Annotated in this window: 16 protein-coding genes; 12 read left to right on the forward strand and 4 right to left on the reverse strand. The window is 49.3% G+C overall.

Annotated elements, in window-relative coordinates; all coding sequences use genetic code 11:
- The first annotated feature begins 22 nt into the window (after positions 1-22).
- The 4 genes from petL to AM1_RS04170 all read left to right on the forward strand — a co-directional run bounded on the left by petL (position 23) and on the right by AM1_RS04170 (position 2,991).
- Positions 23-115, forward strand: coding sequence for a cytochrome b6-f complex subunit PetL (gene petL, locus AM1_RS44210; protein ID WP_012161546.1), 93 nt, complete (start codon positions 23-25; stop codon positions 113-115).
- A gap of 194 nt (positions 116-309) precedes the next feature.
- Entirely contained in the window at positions 310-1,794 is a 1,485-nt protein-coding gene (gatB, locus tag AM1_RS04160; protein WP_012161547.1) for an Asp-tRNA(Asn)/Glu-tRNA(Gln) amidotransferase subunit GatB, read from the forward strand.
- A gap of 41 nt (positions 1,795-1,835) precedes the next feature.
- Positions 1,836-2,387 (forward strand): acyl carrier protein, encoded by a 552-nt coding sequence (locus AM1_RS04165; protein WP_012161548.1) that lies wholly within the window; start codon positions 1,836-1,838, stop codon positions 2,385-2,387.
- A 151-nt stretch (positions 2,388-2,538) separates the two neighbouring features.
- Positions 2,539-2,991 (forward strand): nucleoside deaminase, encoded by a 453-nt coding sequence (locus tag AM1_RS04170; RefSeq protein ID WP_012161549.1) that lies wholly within the window; start codon positions 2,539-2,541, stop codon positions 2,989-2,991.
- Between the two features lie 83 nt (positions 2,992-3,074).
- Here the strand turns inward: AM1_RS04170 and murA are convergent, their stop codons facing one another.
- A complete protein-coding gene (gene murA, locus AM1_RS04175; RefSeq protein ID WP_012161550.1) occupies positions 3,075-4,370 on the reverse strand; it encodes a UDP-N-acetylglucosamine 1-carboxyvinyltransferase in 1,296 nt (431 codons plus the stop codon).
- A 183-nt stretch (positions 4,371-4,553) separates the two neighbouring features.
- Between murA and AM1_RS04180 the strand changes: the two genes are divergently transcribed.
- The 4 genes from AM1_RS04180 to AM1_RS04200 all read left to right on the forward strand — a co-directional run bounded on the left by AM1_RS04180 (position 4,554) and on the right by AM1_RS04200 (position 9,887).
- A complete protein-coding gene (locus AM1_RS04180; protein WP_012161551.1) occupies positions 4,554-5,459 on the forward strand; it encodes an ABC transporter permease in 906 nt (301 codons plus the stop codon).
- Between the two features lie 272 nt (positions 5,460-5,731).
- Positions 5,732-8,347, forward strand: coding sequence for a chloride channel protein (locus AM1_RS04190; protein WP_012161553.1), 2,616 nt, complete (start codon positions 5,732-5,734; stop codon positions 8,345-8,347).
- A gap of 74 nt (positions 8,348-8,421) precedes the next feature.
- Complete coding sequence (locus tag AM1_RS04195) at positions 8,422-8,997, forward strand: hypothetical protein (protein WP_012161554.1); 576 nt, start codon at positions 8,422-8,424, stop codon at positions 8,995-8,997.
- A gap of 188 nt (positions 8,998-9,185) precedes the next feature.
- Positions 9,186-9,887 (forward strand): glutathione S-transferase family protein, encoded by a 702-nt coding sequence (locus tag AM1_RS04200; RefSeq protein ID WP_012161555.1) that lies wholly within the window; start codon positions 9,186-9,188, stop codon positions 9,885-9,887.
- A gap of 32 nt (positions 9,888-9,919) precedes the next feature.
- On the opposite strand, the gene gap is transcribed toward AM1_RS04200, so the two are convergent.
- Entirely contained in the window at positions 9,920-10,960 is a 1,041-nt protein-coding gene (gap, locus tag AM1_RS04205) for a type I glyceraldehyde-3-phosphate dehydrogenase (RefSeq protein ID WP_041659066.1), read from the reverse strand.
- 434 nt (positions 10,961-11,394) lie between these two features.
- Between gap and pyk the strand changes: the two genes are divergently transcribed.
- Entirely contained in the window at positions 11,395-12,816 is a 1,422-nt protein-coding gene (gene pyk / locus AM1_RS04210; RefSeq protein WP_041660753.1) for a pyruvate kinase, read from the forward strand.
- 6 nt (positions 12,817-12,822) lie between these two features.
- Here the strand turns inward: pyk and AM1_RS04215 are convergent, their stop codons facing one another.
- Positions 12,823-15,555, reverse strand: a complete 2,733-nt coding sequence (locus AM1_RS04215) for a cation-translocating P-type ATPase (RefSeq protein ID WP_012161558.1) — start codon at positions 15,553-15,555, stop codon at positions 12,823-12,825.
- Between the two features lie 277 nt (positions 15,556-15,832).
- Here AM1_RS04215 and AM1_RS04220 point away from each other — a divergent pair, with 277 nt between their 5' ends.
- The 3 genes from AM1_RS04220 (at position 15,833) to AM1_RS04230 (ending at position 22,033) form a co-directional block, all read left to right on the forward strand.
- Positions 15,833-19,021 (forward strand): cyclic nucleotide-binding domain-containing protein, encoded by a 3,189-nt coding sequence (locus AM1_RS04220; protein ID WP_012161559.1) that lies wholly within the window; start codon positions 15,833-15,835, stop codon positions 19,019-19,021.
- 92 nt (positions 19,022-19,113) lie between these two features.
- The gene (locus AM1_RS04225; RefSeq protein WP_012161560.1) at positions 19,114-19,716 is read left to right on the forward strand and encodes a Uma2 family endonuclease; all 603 of its coding nucleotides are present in this window, start codon (positions 19,114-19,116) and stop codon (positions 19,714-19,716) included.
- Between the two features lie 52 nt (positions 19,717-19,768).
- Positions 19,769-22,033 (forward strand): heavy metal translocating P-type ATPase, encoded by a 2,265-nt coding sequence (locus AM1_RS04230; protein WP_012161561.1) that lies wholly within the window; start codon positions 19,769-19,771, stop codon positions 22,031-22,033.
- Here the strand turns inward: AM1_RS04230 and AM1_RS04235 are convergent.
- Entirely contained in the window at positions 22,019-22,750 is a 732-nt protein-coding gene (locus AM1_RS04235; protein WP_041659069.1) for a hypothetical protein, read from the reverse strand. The two genes, AM1_RS04230 and AM1_RS04235, sit on opposite strands and share 15 nt — an antisense overlap.
- Between the last annotated feature and the right edge of the window lie 75 nt (positions 22,751-22,825).

Raw genomic sequence — 22,825 nt, forward strand, 5'->3', positions numbered from 1 at the left:
AGTTCTAGTTAGAGGTATCAGCATGGGTTTTGTCGCCTACGTATTATTTATCAGTCTTTTTACAGGCATGGCTCTCGGTCTTTATTTTGGTCTCAAGGCCGTCAAACTGATCTAGGACAAGGGCATTCCTCTGAAAGCTTGGCCGGAATATAGGATTCCCCAAGCTTTCGGCCATGATTTTTCGTTCGAGAATGCCCCAAACCTTTTCTTTAGTTGACCAAGATTGCGGTTGCGATCACACCTGCCATTCGTTCTCCTCCCCAAACCTTCTAAAATAGGGAAGAGTTATTGCAATAAGGCAAACGCTACATGGTCACAAAGGCTCCTGCAAAGACTGAATACGAAGCGGTGATTGGTTTAGAGACCCATTGCCAGCTCAGTACAAAAACCAAAATCTTTTGTAACTGCTCCACTGCCTTTGGCGCAGATCCAAATCACCAAGTTTGCTCAATCTGCATGGGTATGCCAGGTGTTTTACCTGTCCTCAACGAAACCGTTTTAGAATATGCCGTCAAGGCAGGTCGCGCCCTTAATTGTGAGATTGCTAAATACAGCAAATTCGACCGGAAGCAATACTTTTACCCCGACCTGCCCAAAAACTATCAAGTCTCCCAATTTGACTTACCCATTGCCGAGCATGGTTGGTTAGAAGTCGAAATTGTTGATGAACAAGGGGAAGCCACCCGCAAAAAAATCGGCATTACCCGTCTACATATGGAAGAAGATGCGGGCAAATTGGTCCATGGCGGCAGCGATCGCCTAGCCGGCTCCACCCACTCTCTGGTGGACTTTAACCGAACTGGCATCCCTCTCATAGAGATTGTCTCTGAACCCGATATGCGCACGGGGTTAGAAGCCGCCGAATATGCCCAAGAGATTCGCCGAATTGTTCGATATCTCGGGGTGAGTGACGGCAATATGCAAGAAGGTTCCCTGCGATGCGACGTCAATATTTCTGTTCGTCCTCGGGGACAGAAAGAATTTGGCACCAAAGTAGAAATCAAGAATATGAACTCCTTTAGTGCCATTCATCGAGCCATCGACTATGAAATTGCTCGTCAAATTGAAGCCATTGAAACCGGTGAACCCATTATTCAAGAAACGCGGCTATGGGAAGAAGGCGCACAACGAACCATTGGCATGCGCAGCAAAGAAGGCTCCAGTGACTATCGATATTTCCCAGAACCAGACCTAACCCCCATTGAAGTTGCCCCCAGTCTGCTCAAGCAATGGCAATCTGAATTACCTGAACTGCCTGCCGCCAAGCGTCATCGGTATGAGGAAGAGATTGGGTTGTCCCCTTATGACACCCGTATCCTCACGGATGATCACGCCATCACTCAATATTTCGAGGCAACCTTAAAAGCAGGCGCTTCGGCCAAACAGGCAGCAAACTGGCTAATGGGAGATATCACTGGCTACCTCAACAACGAGAGCTTATCCATTACAGACATTGCCTTAACCCCTGAAGCCTTAGCTGAGCTCATTGAGCTTATCGAAGCCAACACCATCAGTGGCAAAATTGCCAAAGAGCTTTTGCCTGAGCTGCTGACAAAAGGCGGTTCTCCTAAAAAACTAGTTAAAAAGAAAGGACTCACTCAGATCTCGGATGCCGCTACCTTAGAATCTTTGATTGATGAAGTATTAGCAGCCCATCCCCAAGAGCTGGAACAATACCGCAATGGTAAAACTAAACTGCAAGGCTTTTTCATGGGACAAGTCATGAAACGCACTAGTGGACGGGCAGATCCTAAAGCCACGAATCAAATGTTGGCTAAAAAGTTGAAAGGTTAGACTTGTGCTTACATCGGAAATCATAAAGCTTTTGAGTAGACATGGGTCTTGAAGTAGTTGAACTCGTGATCGCAATTGAAGATCGTTTTCGAACGAATCTTCTTGAACATGAGTTAGAGAAGATCACGACGGTTGGCGGACTTTACCAACTTCTGATCAATCGTATTAAAAGAGACAATTGTGAGTATTGCCCAACTTTGTCAATGTTTTATGCAATTCGGAAGATATTGGTCAAGCAATACAAGATTCATCGTGCGGATATCCACCCAGCTTCTGAGCTAAATCAGTTACTCCCACCATCGAAACGTTTTAGTTTCTGGGGAGCTGTCAAACAAAACCTTGCCGGTCAGCTCCCTCATCTCAAGCGCTCGAACAAACTTCATTGGTTTGGCGATACCTTTCCTGAGAATCTTGCAACAGTGGGTAGTCTGGCGAGTGAATGCTGTCTTCGAACTTCAATCACTCATGAGTTTCAAAAAGGTGATGCATCATTAGTGTGGCAGGAAGTTTGTCAAATTGTTGGTAATGTGGCTGGTGTTGAACCAGATGCTTTAGTATCAAACACTAATTTCTTTGAAGATCTAGAATTCTAGAAATAGCCATCTGAACTTTAGTAGGGTGGTATCAACGTGATTTTTTGGTTCAACGAAAGTAGCGTATAAACATCTCTTGTCTGATGGGTGAACTATTTACCCTCAAAGCATTCCCACACACTCTTGGGTTCATTTAGCACACAGTAAGACAATGACTCTAGACCTATTTATGGATGCAGCCATCCAAGAGGCTCAGCGGGGGTTAGCGGCTGGCGGAATTCCCATAGGATCCGTAGTCGTCAAGAATGGGACTATCGTGGGTCGGGGTCATAATCTGAGGGTGCAACAAGGTAGTGCGATTTTACATGCAGAGATGAGTGCTCTGGAAACCTTGGGTCGCCAACCTGCCATGTTTTACCAAGACGTTACGCTATACACCACCCTGTCACCGTGCAGCATGTGTACAGGCGCTATTTTACTCTATAAAATCCCTCGCGTGGTCATAGGCGAGAATCACACCTTTATGGGAGAAGAAGCCTTGCTAAAGTCCCGTGGGGTCAAAGTTACAGTCCTAGATCTTCCCCAGTGTCGCCAAATGATGCAGGCGTTTATTAAAGGAACTCCTCAACTTTGGTACGAGGATATTGGGGTTGAACAAGCCTGAAGCTCAACACAAGCCGAAACCAAAATCCCAGCCTCGAGATCATGAGCATCTTGATGCTGGGACGGGTTAAAGTCGAAATCGATTTAGGCGTTAGGGGCAGGAACCCGCTCAATCCTAGCGCCTAAACCACGTAACTTCTGCTCAAAATCAGAATAACCTCGATCGAGATGCTGCAGACCTTCAATGCTAGTTTTACCTTTGGCGGCTAGGGCGGCAACCACGAGTGCTGCCGTTGCTCTTAAGTCAGTTCCTGTAACTGGTGCTCCGGACAAGAATGGCACGCCATGAATAACAGCAATATTGCCCTTAACTCTAATATCAGCTCCCATTCTGACCAGTTCGGGGACATGGCCCAAACGGTTTTCAAATACTGTTTCAGTCACAACACTGTTTCCCTCACTTAAGGTCAGCAGAGCCATAAAAATGGATTGCATATCAGTGGGGAACCCCGGATAGGGAAGCGTCTCAATTTCGGTCCCTGTATGAACCCCTTTAGACTGGATCCGCAATCCCTGTTGGGCATCCGGTGTCAATTGAAATCCGATAGACCTGAGTTTAGCAATGACTGCAGTTAGGTGATCAGGCACGACAGGCGACAGGAGAATGTCAGAGTGGGTAATCGCTCCCGCCATCAAAAAGGTGCCTGCTTCAATCCGATCCGGCACAATGTTGTAATCGGTGCTGTGCAGTTTAGGAACGCCAGAAATGGTAATCGTTTTGGTGCCCGCTCCCGTAATTTTGGCTCCCATGGATATACAGAAGTTCGCTAAGTCTGCAACTTCAGGCTCTTGGGCAGCATTATCCAAAACGGTTTCCCCCTCGGCCAGGGTTGCAGCCATCATCAAGGTTTCGGTCGCCCCCACACTGGGGTAATCCAGATAAATCTTGGCGCCTTTAAGTTTAGAAGCATAGGCATGGACGACACCATGTTCAATGTAAACTTCGGCTCCAAGTTGCTTTAGACCTCGAACGTGAATTTCTACGGGTCTCGCACCAATGGCGCAGCCGCCGGGTAAGGGGACTTTGGCAACGCCCATACGGGCTAGTAACGGACCAATGGCAAAGAAACTGGCTCTTAGCTTACTGACGAGTTCATAGGGGGCATCCGTTGTGGTGATGTGGGTCGGATCTAGCTCTAAAACATCGTTATCTTGCTTAATTTTGACCCCTAAGGCTTTGAGAATTTTGGCCATTCCTTGGATATCTGCAAGGGATGGAACATTCCGCAAACGGCAGGGTTCTGAACAGAGAAGTGCCCCAGCCATGAGCACGAGGGCGGAGTTCTTGGCTCCACTGATGTTGACTTTCCCTTGGAGTGGTGTCCCTCCCCATACCTCAAGGATCGACGAGTTTGCTTTGGTCGAAACAGACTGATCCACTATGCTAACGGGGGAAGAAACGGTTTTAAGAGTATTCAATGGCCTACACCACACCAAAAATTTGCAGGGGAATGTGGTCTAGAGTGTACCCTAAAACCGGCTAAAAAATCAGAACTTTTGTAACATTTCTCTCATATTCCGTATCAATTGTAGTGAATTCTTTATTCGTATTTTCTTTCGCCAATGACTCCTACTAAAGTTTGGCCACGTTTTCTACGGTTTCCCCACCATGCCAGCTTATCAGTCTGGTTAATGATTACGGGCATTATGATTACCCTGTTTTTTGTCATTATTGCTCTAATAGCTCCCTCTTTAGAGCAATGGAATTGGATTCAAGATCCAACCTCCACCAGCATTCTTGAAAATATTCCCCATAGTGCGCCCTCTGGTAAGCATTGGTTTGGTACGGACAAGCTCGGGTATGACGTCTTTGCCCGAACGGTTTATGGGGCTCGGGCTGCCCTGCAAGTTGTGGTGGCAGCAACCTTATTTAGTGTTGTTTTTGGCGTTATTTTGGGACTCATCAGTGGGTACCTTGGGGGCTGGGTGGATCGAATCTTACTCTTTTTAATGGATTCGATTTATGCCATTCCAGGTTTACTGATTGCCGTAACCTTGTCCTTTTCGATTGGTGAGGCAGCCCGAGGAGTTCCGAGTGCTGCGGCTGCGTTAGGTGTCGCCTATATCCCTAAGTACTATCGTGTGGTTCGGAACCATACCGTCAGCATTAAGACAGAGCTGTTTATGGAAGCCGCTAGAGCTTTAGGGGCTTCTCCTTGGCGAATTATTACGCGATATCTATTTGGTAACGTGATTCAGAGTGTGCCTGTTTTGTTCTCTTTAAATGCAGCAGACTCTGTTTTAACCCTGGGGGCTCTAGGTTTCTTGGGGCTAGGGTTACCGGCTGAAATTCCAGAATGGGGATATGACTTAAAAGTTGCCCTAGAAGGATTCACCGGAGAAGTGTGGTGGACCACCCTATTTCCTGGCTTAGCCATGGCCTCATTATCGGTGGGATTATCCCTCGCCAGTGAAGGTCTAAGTGAGTTTTTCAATCCTCTACAGCGGCGGGATGCCGATCAGAGCTAAGCACCAAGGTAAGATGATGGTGATTGCTGTGAGGTGTCTCCACAAAGCTTTATGTGGGCTGTTCTTTCGCCTTTCAGTATTCCCCCTCCCATCACACTTTTTTATACCCATACGATGTGGTTCTTGGTCAGACGTAGTGATGATACGGAAGATGCGATCGCATCCTCTCCCCCCCAAATATTTTTCAACCTCAAATTACAACGCTGGTGTATTTATTCCAGCCCAGGATCTGACCCTGATCAAACAAAACAAAGGCTTCTGGACCTCTCTCTATGAAGCTAATCTCGGCCTTTCAACCCCTGCGCCACCTCACTCAGTCCAGTCGCTTTGCCATTATTGAAGCCTGTCTGATTGGTCTTATTTCTGGTTTAGCAGCCGTCGCCTTGCAGGATGGGATTGGGTGGTTAGGGGGGCTACGGATATCTTTGGCCAACCAATTTCATTCTCCTCTGATACTGCCGTTAATAGGGGTTATCGGCGGTTTAATTGCAGGGTTGCTGATAGAAACCATCGCTCCGGATGCGAAGGGGAGCGGCATCCCTCAAGTGAAGGCTGCACTGGCACAGTTTCCGATTGCGCTGAATTGGCAAGTCGCGCTGGTCAAATTGTTCAGCGGCATCACTGCCCTGGGAACTGGATTACCTCTAGGGCGGCAAGGGCCTACGGTACAACTAGGCGCTGCCCTGGCCGCTCAGCTAAGCTACTGGTTCCCTACAGCTCCCAACCACCGACAACAAATGATTGCGGCAGGGGCAGGAGCTGGACTCGCAGCAGGGTTTGCGGCTCCCATTGCTGGAGTGCTTTTTATTGTCGAGGAGCTGCTGCATGACTTATCTGGATTAACCCTGGGGACCGCCATTCTGTCCTCCTTTATCGGTGCAGTTGTTGCCCATGTTTTAGGGGGGCAAAACTTATCTATCAGCTTTGAGCAGGTCACCACCGCCACCAGCTTCTCCGTTCCGGAAATTCCCTTCTTTATTTTGCTGGGGATTTTGGCTGGAGGATTTGGCGCTATATTCAATCGAGGTCTGCTCCTCAGCGTTGATCTAAACCGCCGACTCAAGTTCCTTGGATTACCCTGGCGCATCAGCTTAGCAGGCGGTATTTGTGGCAGCATTATTGGCCAACTGCCCAGCATTTTCCAGGACAATACGGGGCTCAGAGGACTATTGGGTTTAGGAGATCTGGGTTGGCAGTTGGCCCTAACAGCCTTCGTTGTCCAGTTTGGACTAACCCTGATTGCCTATGGTTCAGGGGCTCCAGGCGGATTATTTGCCCCCAGCCTAGTCATGGGGGCCGCCTTAGGGAATTTAGTAGGGCTAGGTCAGGCTCAACTACTCGGTGCTGGTTTACCCACGACTTATGCGTTTGTGGGCATGGGGGCGTTTTTTGGGGCCGTTAGTCGTGTCCCTGTAACTGGGATCGTGATTATCTTTGAAATCACCCAGGATTTCAATCTCGTTCTCCCTCTGATGATCAGCTCTGTAGTCGCCTATCTAACCGCTGAGCAAATCAATCAAAGTTCTATCTATGATTTGTTGCTACAGCAACAAGGCATTCAACTCCAAAATGCATCCCCCTCTGCGCAACGGATGTTAGATGCCCTAACGGCAGAAGACATTATGCAGCGGCAAGTGGAAACGTTACCTAGCGATCTGTCTTTAGATGCAGCCCGAAAGATTTTTTCCCGTTCCCACCATCGGGGTTTTCCAGTGCTCGAAGACCGACGATTAGTGGGGATCTTGAGTCGTACAGATCTTAATCGAGTTACGCAACAACAGAAACCCGGCGATACCTTAATCCGGGATATCATGACGCCCCAGCCTTTAACCGTTGGTCCCTCGGCATCTTTGTCTGATGTCCTGTATATTCTCAATCGCTCCCATATCAGTCGTCTACCCGTATTAGATGGACGTAAACTCATCGGTATCATTACCCGTGCCGATATTATTCATGCTGAATTTGATCACATTTCCGGCCAGAAGCAACAGGATAATCAGGCTTTTGCGCCATCCTACGGCGTCTACCTAACCCGAGGGCCTGCCACTGGCGAAGGGCGAATCCTCTTACCCCTCGCGAATCCTGACACAGCTGAACCCCTCCTAAAGGTTGCTGTAGCCATGGCTCAAGCCCTGAACTATGAGCTAGAGTGCCTGCACATTATCCGTCTACCGCGTAATCGTTTACCAGCTGAGACCCCCGTCCAAACCGTCAAAGGTCGGCGACTTCTGCAAAAAGCAATTCGGTATGGCCAACGCCACCAAGTGTCTGTTCATACCCAAATCATTGCGGCTCAGGATGTGGCCCAAGCCATTTTGGAAGTCGAACAGACGGAGCATATCAACCTCCTGCTTATGGGGTGGCAAGGACAATTTTTCTCCGGTGGACAGATTGGTAATCCCACGGTTCGAACCATCCTCCAGCAGGCCAAAAGCCAAGTTTTAGTCATTAGACCTGCCACCCACTTCAATACTGGTAAAAACCAACGTTGGCTTATCCCAGTGTCTGGAGGGCCAAACGTGCAACAAGCGATTCAACTTTTGCCAGCCCTCGTTCCCATCAGTAAGTCACCCAAGCTGAAATTGTTTCAAGTTTATCCCCCCAGTAGTGATCTGCCCGACCAGAGTATTCTCGAACACTACTCCCAGTTCCTCAAACAGGCCTGCCCGGATAGTGCAGTCAAACGGACACAAATTTGTGCTCAAAATGTGGCAGACGCTATTGTGGAACTGGCAAGGCTCCAAAAGACAGACATCATCGTTATTGGAGCCAGCCCAACTGGGTTAGTCCACCAAGCACTCAAAGGAAACATCCCCCTAGCCATTGCTCAAGGAACAGAGGCGACCATCATTTTAGTGAGAGGCTCTGGAACCAACGTTGTGGTTTAGCTGTGCCCTGAACAATGTCAGGTATTGGAACATTGACCCAAACGTCTGACTCTTTAATTAGGTGGTGAGAGGCAATGTCCAAAATGATCAAACTGAGAAGAAAACGACGGCGTTCAATCTGGGGCCTCATCTTTTTATTAAGCCTATGGAGTTGTGTGCTGGGCTGGGGATTAGCCCACATCCAAACCTCTGTGGCCATTGAAACATCCCCCTTAGCCCAAACCTCAGAATCCCTGCCAACCACTGAGGCTGTCGGTGGCGTTGATCTAGTCCCTCCTCAGCTCAAGCAGGGTGAAAAGCTCTATCAGCAACGGTGTGGAACGTGCCATGTCGCTTTACCCCCACAAGTATTACCGAGCCAAACTTGGCAGACCCTCTTACCGGACACCAACCATTACGGCGTAGTGTTACCCCCGTTCAGAAATCCAGAACTTACTCAGACTTGGGAATACCTAAGATTCTTCTCTCGACCGATGAAAGAAGATGGTCTTCGCCCCATTCCCTACCACGTTAGACGTTCAACGTTTTTTAAGATCCTGCATCCCGGCGTTGATTTTGCTGAACCGGTCACCCCTGATACCTGTGTTCGGTGTCATCCGGGTGTTTCTCAACTCAACTTCCGTCAGTTAAGCCCTGAGTGGACGCAATAGTCTATCTGGAGAAAGGCTGAGGTCCTGCTTAGGCCAGGTTATCCCTAGTCACAAAGTCGTTCAGATGACATTATCAAGTCAATCCTAAAACAGCTGAATTCAGACTATGAAAGAGTTCTGGCGTTGGGGGTTGAAGGTATGATATCGATTGCTTTATATTTAGTACGATCGTTCGTTCTAAAATGCCAATGATTTCTTTCTATTATGCCAAGCCATCCCTCTTTAGCCGTCCTGTCTGGATCACGCTCCTTGAGAAGGACCTAAAGTTTGAGCCGATATACGTCAACATGGGGGGAGATCAATTCACTCCAGAATTCAGAGCCCTCAATCCCTTTTGTCGGATTCCGGTACTAGTGGACAATGGTTTGACGATTACAGAGTCCCAAGCCATTTTGGATTACTTGGACCTGCAATATCCCCAGCCCAAGTTGCTGCCCCCCTCTGCCCAGGCAGTGGCCAAAGTACGACAGGTGCAAATGATTGCTGTAAATGAATTGGTCCCAGCGATTGGAGAGTGCTTGATGAAAAAGCCAGACCAACAAACCTATGCCAAACATCGGGCAGTGACGGTGCTGAATATGTTTGAAGGGCTTCTAGAAGCCCCCTATTTTGGTGGCGATGGTTTAAGTTTGGCGGATATTGTGACAGGCTCGTTAGTCCCGGTACTCGGTGACTTAGGATTTACCTTGGATCAACAGCCAAAGCTACAGCGCTGGCTCCAAGTGCTGATGGCCAGACCTGCTTGGCAACAGACTCAATTATCTGCACCTGAGAAAGATCGGTTTATGCGAAGTATTCGGGCCTTGGCCAAACTATGGCAAAAGCGGCGCCGCCAGCGGGCTGATGCATTACTCGTTCCCAAAAAAAACACTCCCCCAACCATTAGTTAAGGGAGTGTGGCATAAAGCAATGAGAGCGCGAACTAGGCAAAAGCCATCCTTTCCGATTCCTTGGCGGCCATGGACTGGATTAAATCAATCATGCGATTGGAGTAACCCCATTCGTTGTCATACCAAGCCACAACCTTAAAGAAATTAGAGTTCAGTTCCATACCCGCTCCAGCATCAAAAATGCTGGAATGGGGATCACTGGTGAAGTCCGTAGAGACAACGGCATCTTCGGTATATCCTAAAATCCCTTTGAGTTCCCCATAGGCAGCGGTTCGCATGGCTGCACAAATATCGGCATAGGTGGTGGAACGCTCTGTGCGGAAGGTGAGATCAACAACAGAGACATCAGGGGTCGGGACCCGCAGGGCCATCCCCGTCAACTTTCCTTTGAGTTCAGGCAGAACTAGGGTAACCGCTTTGGCTGCGCCGGTGGAAGCCGGAATAATGTTTTGGGCTGCACTTCGGCCTCCTCGCAGATCTTTTTTGCTGGGGCCATCTACTGTTGGCTGGGTGGCAGTCATGGCATGAACTGTCGTCATCAGTCCTTCGGCAAAACCAAAGTTATCGTGAATGACTTTGGCAATGGGGGCCAGACAATTGGTGGTACAGCTGGCGTTAGATACAACCGTATGTTGCTGGGGATTGTAGAGATCATGGTTAACTCCCATAAGGAGCGTCGGAACCTTCTCAGGATCCTCTTCTTTCGTAGGGGCTGAAATAGTAACCCGCTTGGCCCCAGCAGCGAGATGTTTTGAGGCCGTATCGAAGGTGGTGAAAAGTCCTGTCGCTTCCACGACATACTCTGCCCCTAGCCGGCCCCAAGGCAGTTCCTCTGGATTACGAATCGCGGTACAGGGGATGAATTTGTCATTGACCATAATTCCCTCAGACGTGGCCGCAACCGTGCCGCGAAAGGGACCATGGGTTGAGTCATACTTCAGTAGGTAGGCGATGTTCTCGGCAGGGACTAAATCATTAATGCCGACAAATTCAATATTGGGATTATTGATCCCAGCTCGGAATACTAGTCGACCAATACGGCCAAACCCATTAATGCCTATTTTTATAGTCATTGAGAACCTCATAGGAAGGAGTACTAGGCACTTGCTTTAGGCCCTATTCATGCAGCGAAAATCAGATGTCTCTCAGCCAGTCCTATCACCCTGACAGGATGCAATCATGTTCCTGCTGCTAGAGCGATAAGATCTGACCATCAAATCATCTAACCAGAACTCAATCTCTGTTCAGTTGTAGATAAACAGAAACACAGCGGTCAAAGATAAATTCAATTTGGGAAATACTGACTTTTTGGCGTTAAAGGGACTGTAGAGATAGAAAGCCTTTGCAAAGTTGTGCAGTTTTGATGATGAGACAAATATGGCTCAACAACTACCACGTTAAGAGAGGTTCATGAATGGCAGGATTTTCCTAAGCAATTTTTTAGATCAGTTATCTATTCAAGATATGGTTGAGAGACTGCCTTTACTTCCAAAGAATACCGACCGTGATTGCATCCCTTACGCACCGGACAAAAATCGTCGCTACCATTGGTCCGGCCAGTCGTTCTCCAGAAATTATTCGCCAAATGGTGAGGGCCGGAATGGATGTGGCCCGTTTGAATTTTTCCCACGGCACCTACGAACAGCATGCCCAAATGGTAAAGCTGCTGCGGTCTGTGTCTGCAGAGCTAGATACGCCCATTACTTTGCTGCAAGATTTGCAAGGCCCCAAGATTCGAGTAGGCCAGATCACCGATGGGGCCATGAACTTAGTTGCAGGGGAGCGATTGACGTTAGTAGCGGAAGAGCACTTTCATAATCAGCCCCACACCGTTGCCATTGACTATCCCTACTTGGCGAAAGAAGCTCAATCCGGAACGCCGATTTTGATGGATGATGGTTTGCTGGAATTACAGGTGGAACAGGTTGAAGGGGATCAAATCCACTGTCAAATTATTCAAGGCGGCATTTTAGGCAGTCGTAAGGGCGTCAATCTCCCTAGCTTAGATTTACAGCTCCCGTCTCTCACGGGTAAGGATCGTCAAGATTTAGAGTTTGGTCTATCCCAAGGGGTGGACTGGGTCTCCCTTAGCTTTGTCCGTCGGGCCGCCGATATTCATCTCCTCAAAGAGGTGCTAGCGCAGCATGGGGCGGCAGATGTACCGGTGATGGCCAAGATTGAGAAACCCCATGCGATCGCAAATCTGGAAGCCATATTGGATGCCTGTGATGCGGTGATGGTGGCCCGAGGCGATTTGGGCGTTGAAATGAGTGCCGAAAAAGTCCCTAAGCTGCAGAAGCAAATCATTCGGGCCTGTAATAAGCGTAAACTTCCGGTGGTGACCGCCACACAAATGCTGGACAGCATGATTCGCAACCCTCGACCGACGCGAGCCGAGGCCAGTGACGTTGCCAACGCCATTATTGACGGTACTGATGCCGTGATGCTATCGGGGGAATCGGCTGTAGGCCAATATCCTGTTAAAGCTGTGGAGATGCTGGCCCGGATCGCCACGGATGTGGAGCCAGATTTAAACTTCGTCAATAATCCCCCGGCCTGTTTTGATGAGACCCATGCCCTCAGTGAGGCCCTGAGCGCCATCCAGGATGTCCTGACCTTAAAATGTATTGCCGCGTTTACCTCATCGGGCTACACCGCAATGATGGCAGCAGGCGAACGCCCCCGAACCCCGGTTATTGCCATTACCCCCTGTGAAAAGGTTTACCATCGCCTTAATTTAGTTTGGGGCGTCAAGCCCATTTTGATTGACCACCAGGTGGAATCCTTTGAAGAGTTAGTATCTCAAGCCCAATCCTACTTACTGGCTAAACAGATTGTGGAGTCTGGAGACAAAATTTTGATTATCGGTGGCATTCCTACCCAACGGGCGAGGGGGACCAACTTTATCAAGATTCATCGGATTGAGTAGGGGAATTTAGCGCTTTTTTTGGCGCAGCCCCCATTTTTGTAGCTCTACTGCCAAAAAGCCCAGGCTGGCAACCCCAAGACAGAGTAGCAGCTCAACAACAGAAAGGGGCTGAGTCTCGAAGATCTTTTGGAACATTGGGTTGTAGAGGACCAATAATTGGAGTCCTGTGGTTAGGATCACCGATCCAAGTAACGGCTTGTTGCTCAAAACTCCCATTTTGAAAAAAGACTCTTGCTCACCTCGAATGGCCTGAACTAGAAAAATTCGAGAAAACGCTAGGGTCGTAAAGATAAAGGTTTGCCATTGGGCCAAATCTAACTGCCAACCCCAATAGCCCACCCCCAAAAACAGACAGCCTAACCATAATCCGATCCAAGCAATATCCCGACCGACGCCCCGGCTAAATAAATTCTCGGTCGGAGAGTAGGGAGAACGACGCATAATGTTGCGCTCTGCGGGTTCCACACTCAACCCAATCGCCAGTAGCCCATCGGCCAATAGATTGATCCATAAAATTTGCAGGGGTAGAAGTGGAATGGGCATCCCCACCAAGGGAGCCATCAGGATCACCCACAGTTCACCACAATTGCCGCTAAGGGTGTACTTAATAAACTTGCGAATATTGTCATAAATGACTCGTCCTTCCCGCACAGCCGCCACGATAGTCGAAAAATCGTCATTTAGCAGAATCATATCTGCGGCCTGTTTGGCGACATCGGTGCCGGTGATACCCATGGCGACCCCAATATCGGCTTGTTTCAGGGCAGGGGCATCATTGATCCCATCGCCCGTCATGGCTACAATCTGACCTTGCTGCTGCAACGTACGTACAATCGCCAGCTTATGTTGAGGAGAGACCCGAGCATAAATCGAAACCTGCTGCACAGACTCAGAGAGCTGAGCTTCATTCAACTGAGTTAAGTCTTGACCAGTCAGGGGTGGGCGGCTGGAAATTTTTAGCTGCTGGGCAATAGCGTTGGCGGTAATCGGATGATCCCCCGTAATCATCACCGGGCGAATCCCTGCGGTTTGGCATAAGAACACGGCGTCTTTGGCTTCGGGGCGGGGCGGATCAATCATGGCCACCAGTCCCATTAAAACTAAGTCCTGTTCTAGATTTTGTGGAGACAGCCCATTAGAACTTTGGGGAAGCCAGCGCAGGGCAATCCCCAAGATACGTTTTCCTTCAGCGGCTAAGCGGTCATGGATTTGAAAGATTTCGTGGCGTTTCGTCTCGGAAAGCGGTTCAATTCGATCAGCACTCCAAATATGACTGGATAAATCCAATAGACGGTCGAGGGCCCCCTTGGTAAACATCAGATTTAAGGAGCTGAGGGGCGCGGGAGCCTGTTGAGCCAAGGCTTCTAGACAGGGCATCGCCTTAAACGGATGCACGGTGCTCATCAATTTGCGATTGGCATCAAAGGGGAGTTCTTGATGTCGAGGCAGATCTTGACGGAATTGAGGTGGCCAGGGGCCCAACTGGGCTGAGACGGTTAGCAACGCTGTTTCAGTCGGATCCCCGAGAAGACGGTAGTGGTCAGGGTGCTCAGGGTCTAGTTCTAGACAGGCATCATTACAGAGGGCCAGCCCGGTCAACATAACATCAAGGGCCGATTGTTGATGGGGTTGGAGGTGCTGCACACATGGATGGGGGGGGTGTTCGGGGGTTAAGGGTATGGCGGCAGTCGGGAGGGTGATTTCTGTATCTGCAAAGACCAAATCTGTGACGGTCATGCGGTTTTCAGTCAGGGTCCCGGTTTTGTCCGAACAAATGACCGTCACGGACCCCAGGGTCTCCACAGCAGGCAACTTCCGAATCAGAGCCTGATGTTTCAACATCCGTTGAGCGCCCAACGCTAGGGCAATGGTGACAATGGCAGGTAACCCCTCTGGGACCGCTGCTACGCCTAAACTCACCGCTGTCAAAAACATAAACCGCAAGTTTTCGCCTTGGAGTAGTCCTATGAGAAAAATGATTAGGATTAGGATTGTGATTGCGATCGCAAGTTGTTGTCCAAACTGATCCAGCCGCTGTTGCAATAGCGTCGGACTGGGCTTTGCCGTTTGGATCGCTGCGGCAATCTGACCTAGCTCTGTTTTCATCCCAGTGTCAATGACAACCGCTTGACCTCGCCCATAGGTAACGGCAGTCCCCATATAGACCATATTGTGACGTTCGGCTAAGGGGCACTGATTTCCTAAGGCATCGCGGATCTTATCAACGGGTTCAGATTCTCCTGTTAGGGAGGCTTCCTGTATCCGTAAGGAGGCACTATCAACCACTCGGCAATCGGCAGGCACTAGATTGCCAGCTTCAATGGCGATGATATCCCCTGGGACCAGGGATTGAGCCCCAACCTCTTGCCAGGAATTCTGGCGTCGCACCCGAACAGAGGGAACAGCCAGCTTTTTCAACGCAGCAATGGCTTGTTCCGCTTGATAATCTTGAAAGAAGCCCAATCCAGCATTGAAAATAACAATGGCAAAAATCGCTAGGGCATCTTTAATATCCCCTAGCAAACCAGACAGAACTGCAGCCACAATCAGAATCAAAACCATCGTGGCCGTTAGCTGTTTCCACAGCATCTGCCAAGGACTTTCGCGGTCTTGTTCGATGAGTTCATTCAGACCATGGGTCTGTTGCCGATTCGTTACCTCAGTTTGGGAGAGCCCCTGATCAAGAGAGGTGTCCAGATGATGCAGGACGTCCTCTGGATGCAGTTGATACCACTCCATACTGGATTCCCTCTAATGCATGGTCTTTTATCCCCGCCCTACCAAAGACAGAGATCCATCGCTCTACCCCAATTGTAGTGATCGAGGAACGGGATACATCCAAATACTGAGCAAGAAGAGAGATAACTTATTGCGATTCATTGAGATTATCTGGATCAATCCAGGTATGTTTTAGGCTCAGAAATGTTCATGCTCGGGATCATCAGGGATCAACATCAGAATTATTCACCTAAGACAGGAATTAAGCCAAAATTAAGGTATTGGGCAGAGTGTATTTATGGTCAATTTAGCTGAGATTCCGTCTGGTTCGTCCCCATGGAAATTGGGGCGACTGGCTCAGTTATTGCTTTTGGCCGTGGTGGTGCTCACCTATAGCGTTATTGAGATGGCGGTGGCGAATTCGCTGTTTCTCACCCATGCGGGCGCAGATGGTTTGCCCTTAGCCTTTATCTTGATTGGCCTGTTTTCAATCCCAGCCTATGCGCTGTTTTCTCAAGTTGTAGATCGGTATAGTCGGCCTCAACTCTTTCGTTACATGCTGATGCTGGCTGCAGTGATGGCTGTCGGCATGCGGTTCCTGCTCGCTGAGACCGGGCTCGTCACCTACTATATTGTTCTGATTTTGGTCTTTTTTCAGTGGGACTTTCATAACAATATTCTCTATGCCAGCTTACTGACAGATTATTTTTCGGCCCTGGACTATAAGCGGTATGCCCCGTTTATTGGCATGGCCCAGGCCGCTGGCACCCTAGTCGGAGGCGGATTGACGGCGTTATTGTCCCATTTCTTTTCTACCCGAGAGCTATTGCTGGGGTTGCCGGTTGTATTTGGAATTGCGATCGCACAATTGTTCTTCCTGGAAAACACCCAGCGCCAAATTGAAACCGTCGGCAAAAAAGATAATGTGGGCATGATCGAGGCCTTGAAGACCTTTCCCGACTTGGTGAAACGCTACCCGCTGATGCTATTTCTAGCCGCCAGCAGTTTTTTGTTGGTGATTATCTACCTATCTGCCGAATTTTTATGGTTTAGCATCTATGCCGATAACTTTACCGAAGATGCCCTTACAGGTTTCTTAGGCTTAATGCGGGTAAGCGTCAGCGTTATTCAGGTGCTAGTACTCTATTGCTTTACCCGTCCCCTGTTGCACTGGGTCGGGGTGGCCCGCATGAATGTGGTCTATCCCTTAACCACCCTGTTTGGTCTGTTTGGCATCGTCCTACAAACCAGCCTACCCGCGGCCGTCGCCCTCCATATCAATGGAGATGGTCTCTACAAAAGCATCAACATCCCGGTTCATCAGCTCAACTACAATGCCGTTCCCCGAGAGTTTCTCGGTCGAATTCGCACCTTGAGCGATGGCTTTTTCTATGCGGTGGGCTTAACCTCAGCGGGGGGACTCCTGTGGATTTGCCATCACACCCTCAGCTTGGCCCAAATTTCCTGGATCGCCATTGGCCTGACTTGCGTGTTATTTGGTCTGCGCCTACCCATGGGTAAATACTATGCCCAGGGTCTAGAAGAAATGATTCGTTCGGATGCCATTAACTTGGATGAGCTGGGGGATGTGCAGGCGCAATTTCCGGCAGAGTCCAATGCGGTGATTCGCGACTTACTCAAAGATAGCGATCGCTACACTCAAATTAAGGGCCTGGAATTTGCAACCCAACTAGGGCAACCCAGCCAGTTTTATTTGGATGTCCAGCCATTGCTAGGACAGGACGATCCTGAGTTACAAACGGCTATCGTTCGTCTATTCAGCACGAATCCAGATCCAGAAACCGTCGCGATTTTCGAAGATTGTCTTCAGACTGCCTCTGGGCCGCTCCGCTCCATTGCCTTGGAGATACTGATTGCGAATCGTTATCCCTTTACAGCAGAACAGCTACAGACCCTTCTAAAAGAAGCCGATCCAACCATTCGGTCCTTAGCCGCTGTCGCCGTCGATCAAGTCGGCCAAACGGACGAGACCCTGCAATCCACCTGCGATCAAATCTGGTACTCAGGTTTGTCTGAAGCTGCGGGTCAAGCCGTTGTGCGGGTGGTCGCCTGTAGCCAAGATCGCAGCCTGATGCCGTTGCTCACGAAATTGCTGATCCAGGACGACCCTGGCATCCAGCAAGAGAGCTTGGCTATCCTAGCTACTCTGGGCCAAGCGGGGGACCGAGATCTCGCAGATATTGCCATTACGGCCCTCGACCATCCTGCTCCGTTAGTGCGAGCTGCAGCCTTTCAGTTATTGGGAGTGGTCCATGTCCCTGATTATGTCACCCATATTGCCGTAGGATTTGAAGATCCTGATCCTCGGGTTCGACAGCAGGCGGCTCAGATTTTACCCGCCTATGGCAAGTCTGGATTGCTGATGGCCCAAGAGAGTTTATCTGCGGATGATGCGGAAGTTGTGAATACTGCGATCGCAGCCATCGGACAGGTACGCAATCGACAGGCCGGGAAGATCTTGTACGAACACCTAGCGCCTGAGTTTCAGCAGCTCGTCCATACTCGCAAATGGCAGCAGCAAATCCCCAGCACAGTCCCCAATTGGCAACCCTTAGCCTTAGCCATTGAAGACTTTCACAATCGCCTCTTGCAAAAAGTGCTCTACATTTTGGCCTGTTTGGGGCATGACCGAACCGTCAACGCCATTAATCGGATTTTGAGCACCAATGAGCAAAAGGATTTGGCCAGCGCGGTCGAAGCCTTGGCTTCCTTGAAAAATCGTCGCTTTGTCTTACCGCTTCTGCCCGTGCTGGAACAGTTTGTCAAAAAAGAGGCAACGAGTGGACGGAGCTGTGTTGAACCCCAATGGATGCGCGATAAAGGGTATAAATTACTGTTAGAGGCCTTGGAAACTCAGGATCGATGGATTCGGATCGGGGCTTTAATTGCCCTAGCGGGGGTACCCTCTGCTTTAGTCAATGATCCAGACCCCCTGGTCAAAACCGTGGCAGAACAGATTTTTCTGTCGGTTGATCCAGATCCTTTACCCACTCATCAATTTATGAAACGCCTGCTGCTGCTCAAGGAAGTTGCTCTGTTTAAGAACCTATCGCTGGATGAGCTACTGCTGATTGACCAAACCCTAGAACAAGAGCAAAAACTGGCCGGGGAAACCATCTTTTCAGAAGGGAGCTGGTGTACTCACTTCTACATCATTGCTGAGGGTAAGGTTCAGATTGTGAAGAACATTGATGACCAATCCCGCGATTTAAAGCAGCTTTCAGTCGGAGAATACTTTGGGGAAGTGGCTTTGTTTGATGACGCCCCCCATTGGGATGGAGCTGTCGCGTTAGAAGATTGCACATTGCTAAAGCTAGAGAAGAACCGCTTTATTAGCTTAATGACCCAGCGCCCCCATATTATTTTGGAAATTTGCCGATTCCTGAGCCAGCGCCTTCGAGAAACAGATAATTACCGTTCTTTAGGCACTTTAGAAACCTCTCAACTTTCAGAGGTTCAATCGTAAGCAGGTTCTACACTAGAAATAGAATCAGCTACCCTGGCATCAAATAAAGTCATTGCAGAATGATGCTATAGACGACGAGATAGGACTGCACCATGACCCTTGCTAGTCAACGGAATCTCTCATTTACAGAATTTTTGGACCAATATCCAGAAGATGGATTTTATGAGCTAGTTAACGGAGAAATTGTGCGTATATTGGCCACTCGGCAACTTGAGGACATTGCCGATTTTATTGCGGATGTCTTCAAGGCAGAAGTGAGCCGATGCCAGATGAACTATAAAGTATCAGATCGCATTGTCTTGGCTACCCAAACCCAAACTGGCCAAGAACAAGGGCGTCATCCTGATGTCAGCGTGGTTGACCAAACCATTTGGCGGTCCAATCGGACCGCTTATACAGCTCTTCGCGAGCCGATTCAGCTTGCGGTTGAAGTGGTTTCAACCAACTGGGAAGACGACTATGAAGACAAATTGGATGAATACCAAAGATTGGGAATCTCAGAATATTGGATTGTGGACTATCTCGCTTTGGGAAGTCGTTCCTATCTGGGCTTTCCTAAGCAACCTGCTGTGTTCGTTTACCAGTTGGATGCTCAAGGGCACTATCAATATCAACGGTTTCAAGAAAACGATCTCATCCAATCTCTAACTTTCCTAGAACTACAATTAACCTTGGGGCAAATCTTGATGGCATAGGGATAGGCTAGAGCGAAGACCCCGATGAGCCTGATTTGGGGAGGAGTTTAACATGACCCAAACTGTGACACTAAAGCTGGATGGGATGAGCTGTGCTGCTTGTGCTAACAGTATCGAGAAAGTCCTTAAGAATTTAGCGGGTGTTGAGGACTGCAGTGTCAACTTTGGGGCTGAGCAAGCGACGGTCCACTACAACCCCGAACAAATCCAACCCAAAGCTGTGGCTGCATCCATTGATGCTGCTGGATTTGGAGCTGAGATTCTGGATGATCAAGATTGGTACAAGCTATCCGATAATCTTACCCAGAGTCCTTCATCTACAACATCCCAACAACTTCGACTCAAAGTATTGATCGGTGGCATAATCAGCGTCCTACTGATGGTCGGGTCACTGCCGATGATGACGGGTATCCCCATGGCATGGATTCCCGCTTGGGCCCATCACCCCATCTTGCAGTTTATTCTGACCGTGCCAGTCCAGTTCTGGTGTGGCTATTCCTTCTATGGTGGAGCGCTCAAAGCGCTAAAGCAGCGAACTGCCACGATGGATACGCTGATCGCCCTGGGCACCAGTGCCGCTTTTTTCTATTCCTTGGTGGTGACCTTTATCCCTGCAGGAACAGACCAGGACCTTGGGGTTTACTACGAAACCTCTGCTGTGGTGATTACCCTAATTTTGTTGGGACGATGGTTTGAAGATCGTGCCAAAGGCCAAACTTCTACAGCGATTCGTCAGTTGATGGGCTTGCAGGCCAAAACGGCTCGGGTGATTCAGGATGGACAGGTCGTGGAGATTGAGATCGCATCTGTGCAACCCGGTGATACCGTCCTCGTCCGTCCCGGAGAAAAAATCCCCGTAGATGGCGAAATCATTGAAGGTCAATCCACCGTGGATGAAGCAATGGTAACGGGGGAAAGCCAGCCCGTCCAGAAGCAACCCGGCGATCTCGTGATTGGGGCAACGCTGAATAAAACGGGCAGTTTCCAATTCCGTGCCACTCATGTGGGCAAAGAGACGGTCTTGGCTCAGATCGTCAAATTAGTGCAAGAGGCACAGGGGTCGAAAGCGCCGATTCAACGCTTGGCCGATCAAGTCACGGGCTGGTTTGTCCCAGCCGTGATCACCATTGCGGTCCTCACCTTTATCGTCTGGCTACTCACCACCCAAACCCTTTCCTTAGCCTTAATTACAGCGGTTGGCGTTCTGATCATTGCTTGCCCTTGTGCTTTGGGATTAGCCACGCCTACTTCCGTCATGGTGGGCACAGGCAAAGGGGCAGAACATGGCATTTTGATCAAAGGGGCCGAGAGTTTGGAGCTGGCTCATAAGATTCAAACCATCGTGCTGGATAAAACGGGCACCCTGACCGAGGGGAAGCCGACGGTGACGGATTTTATGGCTGTAAAAGGCACGAGTCATGGCAATGAGCTTCATCTCTTGCAGCTAGCCAGTATCATCGAAAGTCACTCCGAGCATCCGTTGGCTGAAGCGGTCGTTCGTTACGCTCAAGCCCAGGGTGTGGACGTATCGCTGAGTGATACGCAAAATTTTGCTGCGATCGCAGGTCAAGGCGTCCAAGCCCAAGTCCAAGGCCGCCAGGTTTATATCGGTACCCAGCGCTGGTTTCAGACTTTAAAAATCAAAACGGATGCGCTGCAGACCTATGCTCACCAATGGGAAATTCAAAGCAAAACCGTGATTTGGCTGGCAGTGGATCATCAGCTCGAAGCCATTATGGGCATTGCGGATGCTTTGAAGCCCACATCAATTGAGGTGGTCCAAACCCTGAAGCAGATGGGGTTAGAGGTGGTGATGCTAACGGGGGATAATCAGCGTACTGCAGGTGCGATCGCAGCCCAAGCCCACATTGAGCAAGTCAAAGCAGAAGTCCGCCCCGACCAAAAAGCTGCCGCTATTCAACAACTCCAGGCTAATGGCCACATCGTCGCCATGGTGGGGGATGGCATTAACGATGCCCCCGCCTTAGCTCAAGCCGATGTAGGCATGGCCATTGGTACAGGCACTGATGTTGCCATTGCTGCCAGTGACATCACCTTGATTTCAGGAGATCTACAGAGTATCGTCACGGCCATTCAGCTGAGCCGGGCCACCATGGGCAACATCCGTCAGAATCTTTTCTTTGCCTTTATCTACAACATTATTGGCATCCCCGTCGCCGCCGGAATTCTCTACCCCTTCTGGGGATTACTCCTTAACCCGATGATTGCGGGGGCAGCCATGGCCTTTAGCTCTGTTTCGGTGGTCACCAATGCTCTCCGACTGCGGCGGTTTCAACCGGGGTCATTTCGCCAGTAAGAGTCCGGTATACAAAGCAGCCCCCACAATAAAAGACATAAAACAGCTCTCCTGCTCATCAGGCAGTTCCCGCTTGAGCACGTTGAGAATAATACTGCCCGCCAAAAACGACCAAATAATCAAGACGCCTGCCTTATCTAGCATTGCTGCTTGTCCTAAGACCATCCCCAAAATAATCGCAGCAACCAGCAACCACCGCCCCCGTTGGTTATAGGGGGTTTTGTGATGCTCATATAAATGATGATCAATGATAAAAAAGTGCAAAGCCAATGCGGCAAAAAAGAGAATGCAAGTATAGAGACTATGGGCTCCTAAATCTTGGAGTAAATAGCCCAAAATCACATTAAGGGCAGCAAAAGCGCTGATATGAATCCAAAAGATAACGGTGCCAGCCCGATCAGCATTCTGCTCTTCCTGATTGGCTTTTCGAGACTGCAACACCAGGCTGTCTAATCCATAAAAGACCGCTAAACCTAAGAGTGCTAGCAGATAAACATGATTCTCTAAATAGATAATGAACGGCACTTGCGCATGCTCGATCTCTTCTTGAGCATGACTCAACTCCGGGAAAATCTCCAAAAATACAAAGCCTATCGACACTCCCCCAGCAAACGAGAGCCACCGATGGTGGGGGATAAAGCTGGGGATAGTGAGCTTGGAAAAAAAGGCATGGACAACCGCTAAACCGATGGCGAGAAATATCCCAGGATTAACCATTTCACTTTGCCCTCAGTGTATTCAAGCGTGATTCGCACCAACTCTACCATTCAGAATTGAGCATGTTTGTTAAAT

Origin of the sequence: Acaryochloris marina MBIC11017, assembly GCF_000018105.1 — a bacterium.
Classification (GTDB): domain Bacteria; phylum Cyanobacteriota; class Cyanobacteriia; order Thermosynechococcales; family Thermosynechococcaceae; genus Acaryochloris; species Acaryochloris marina.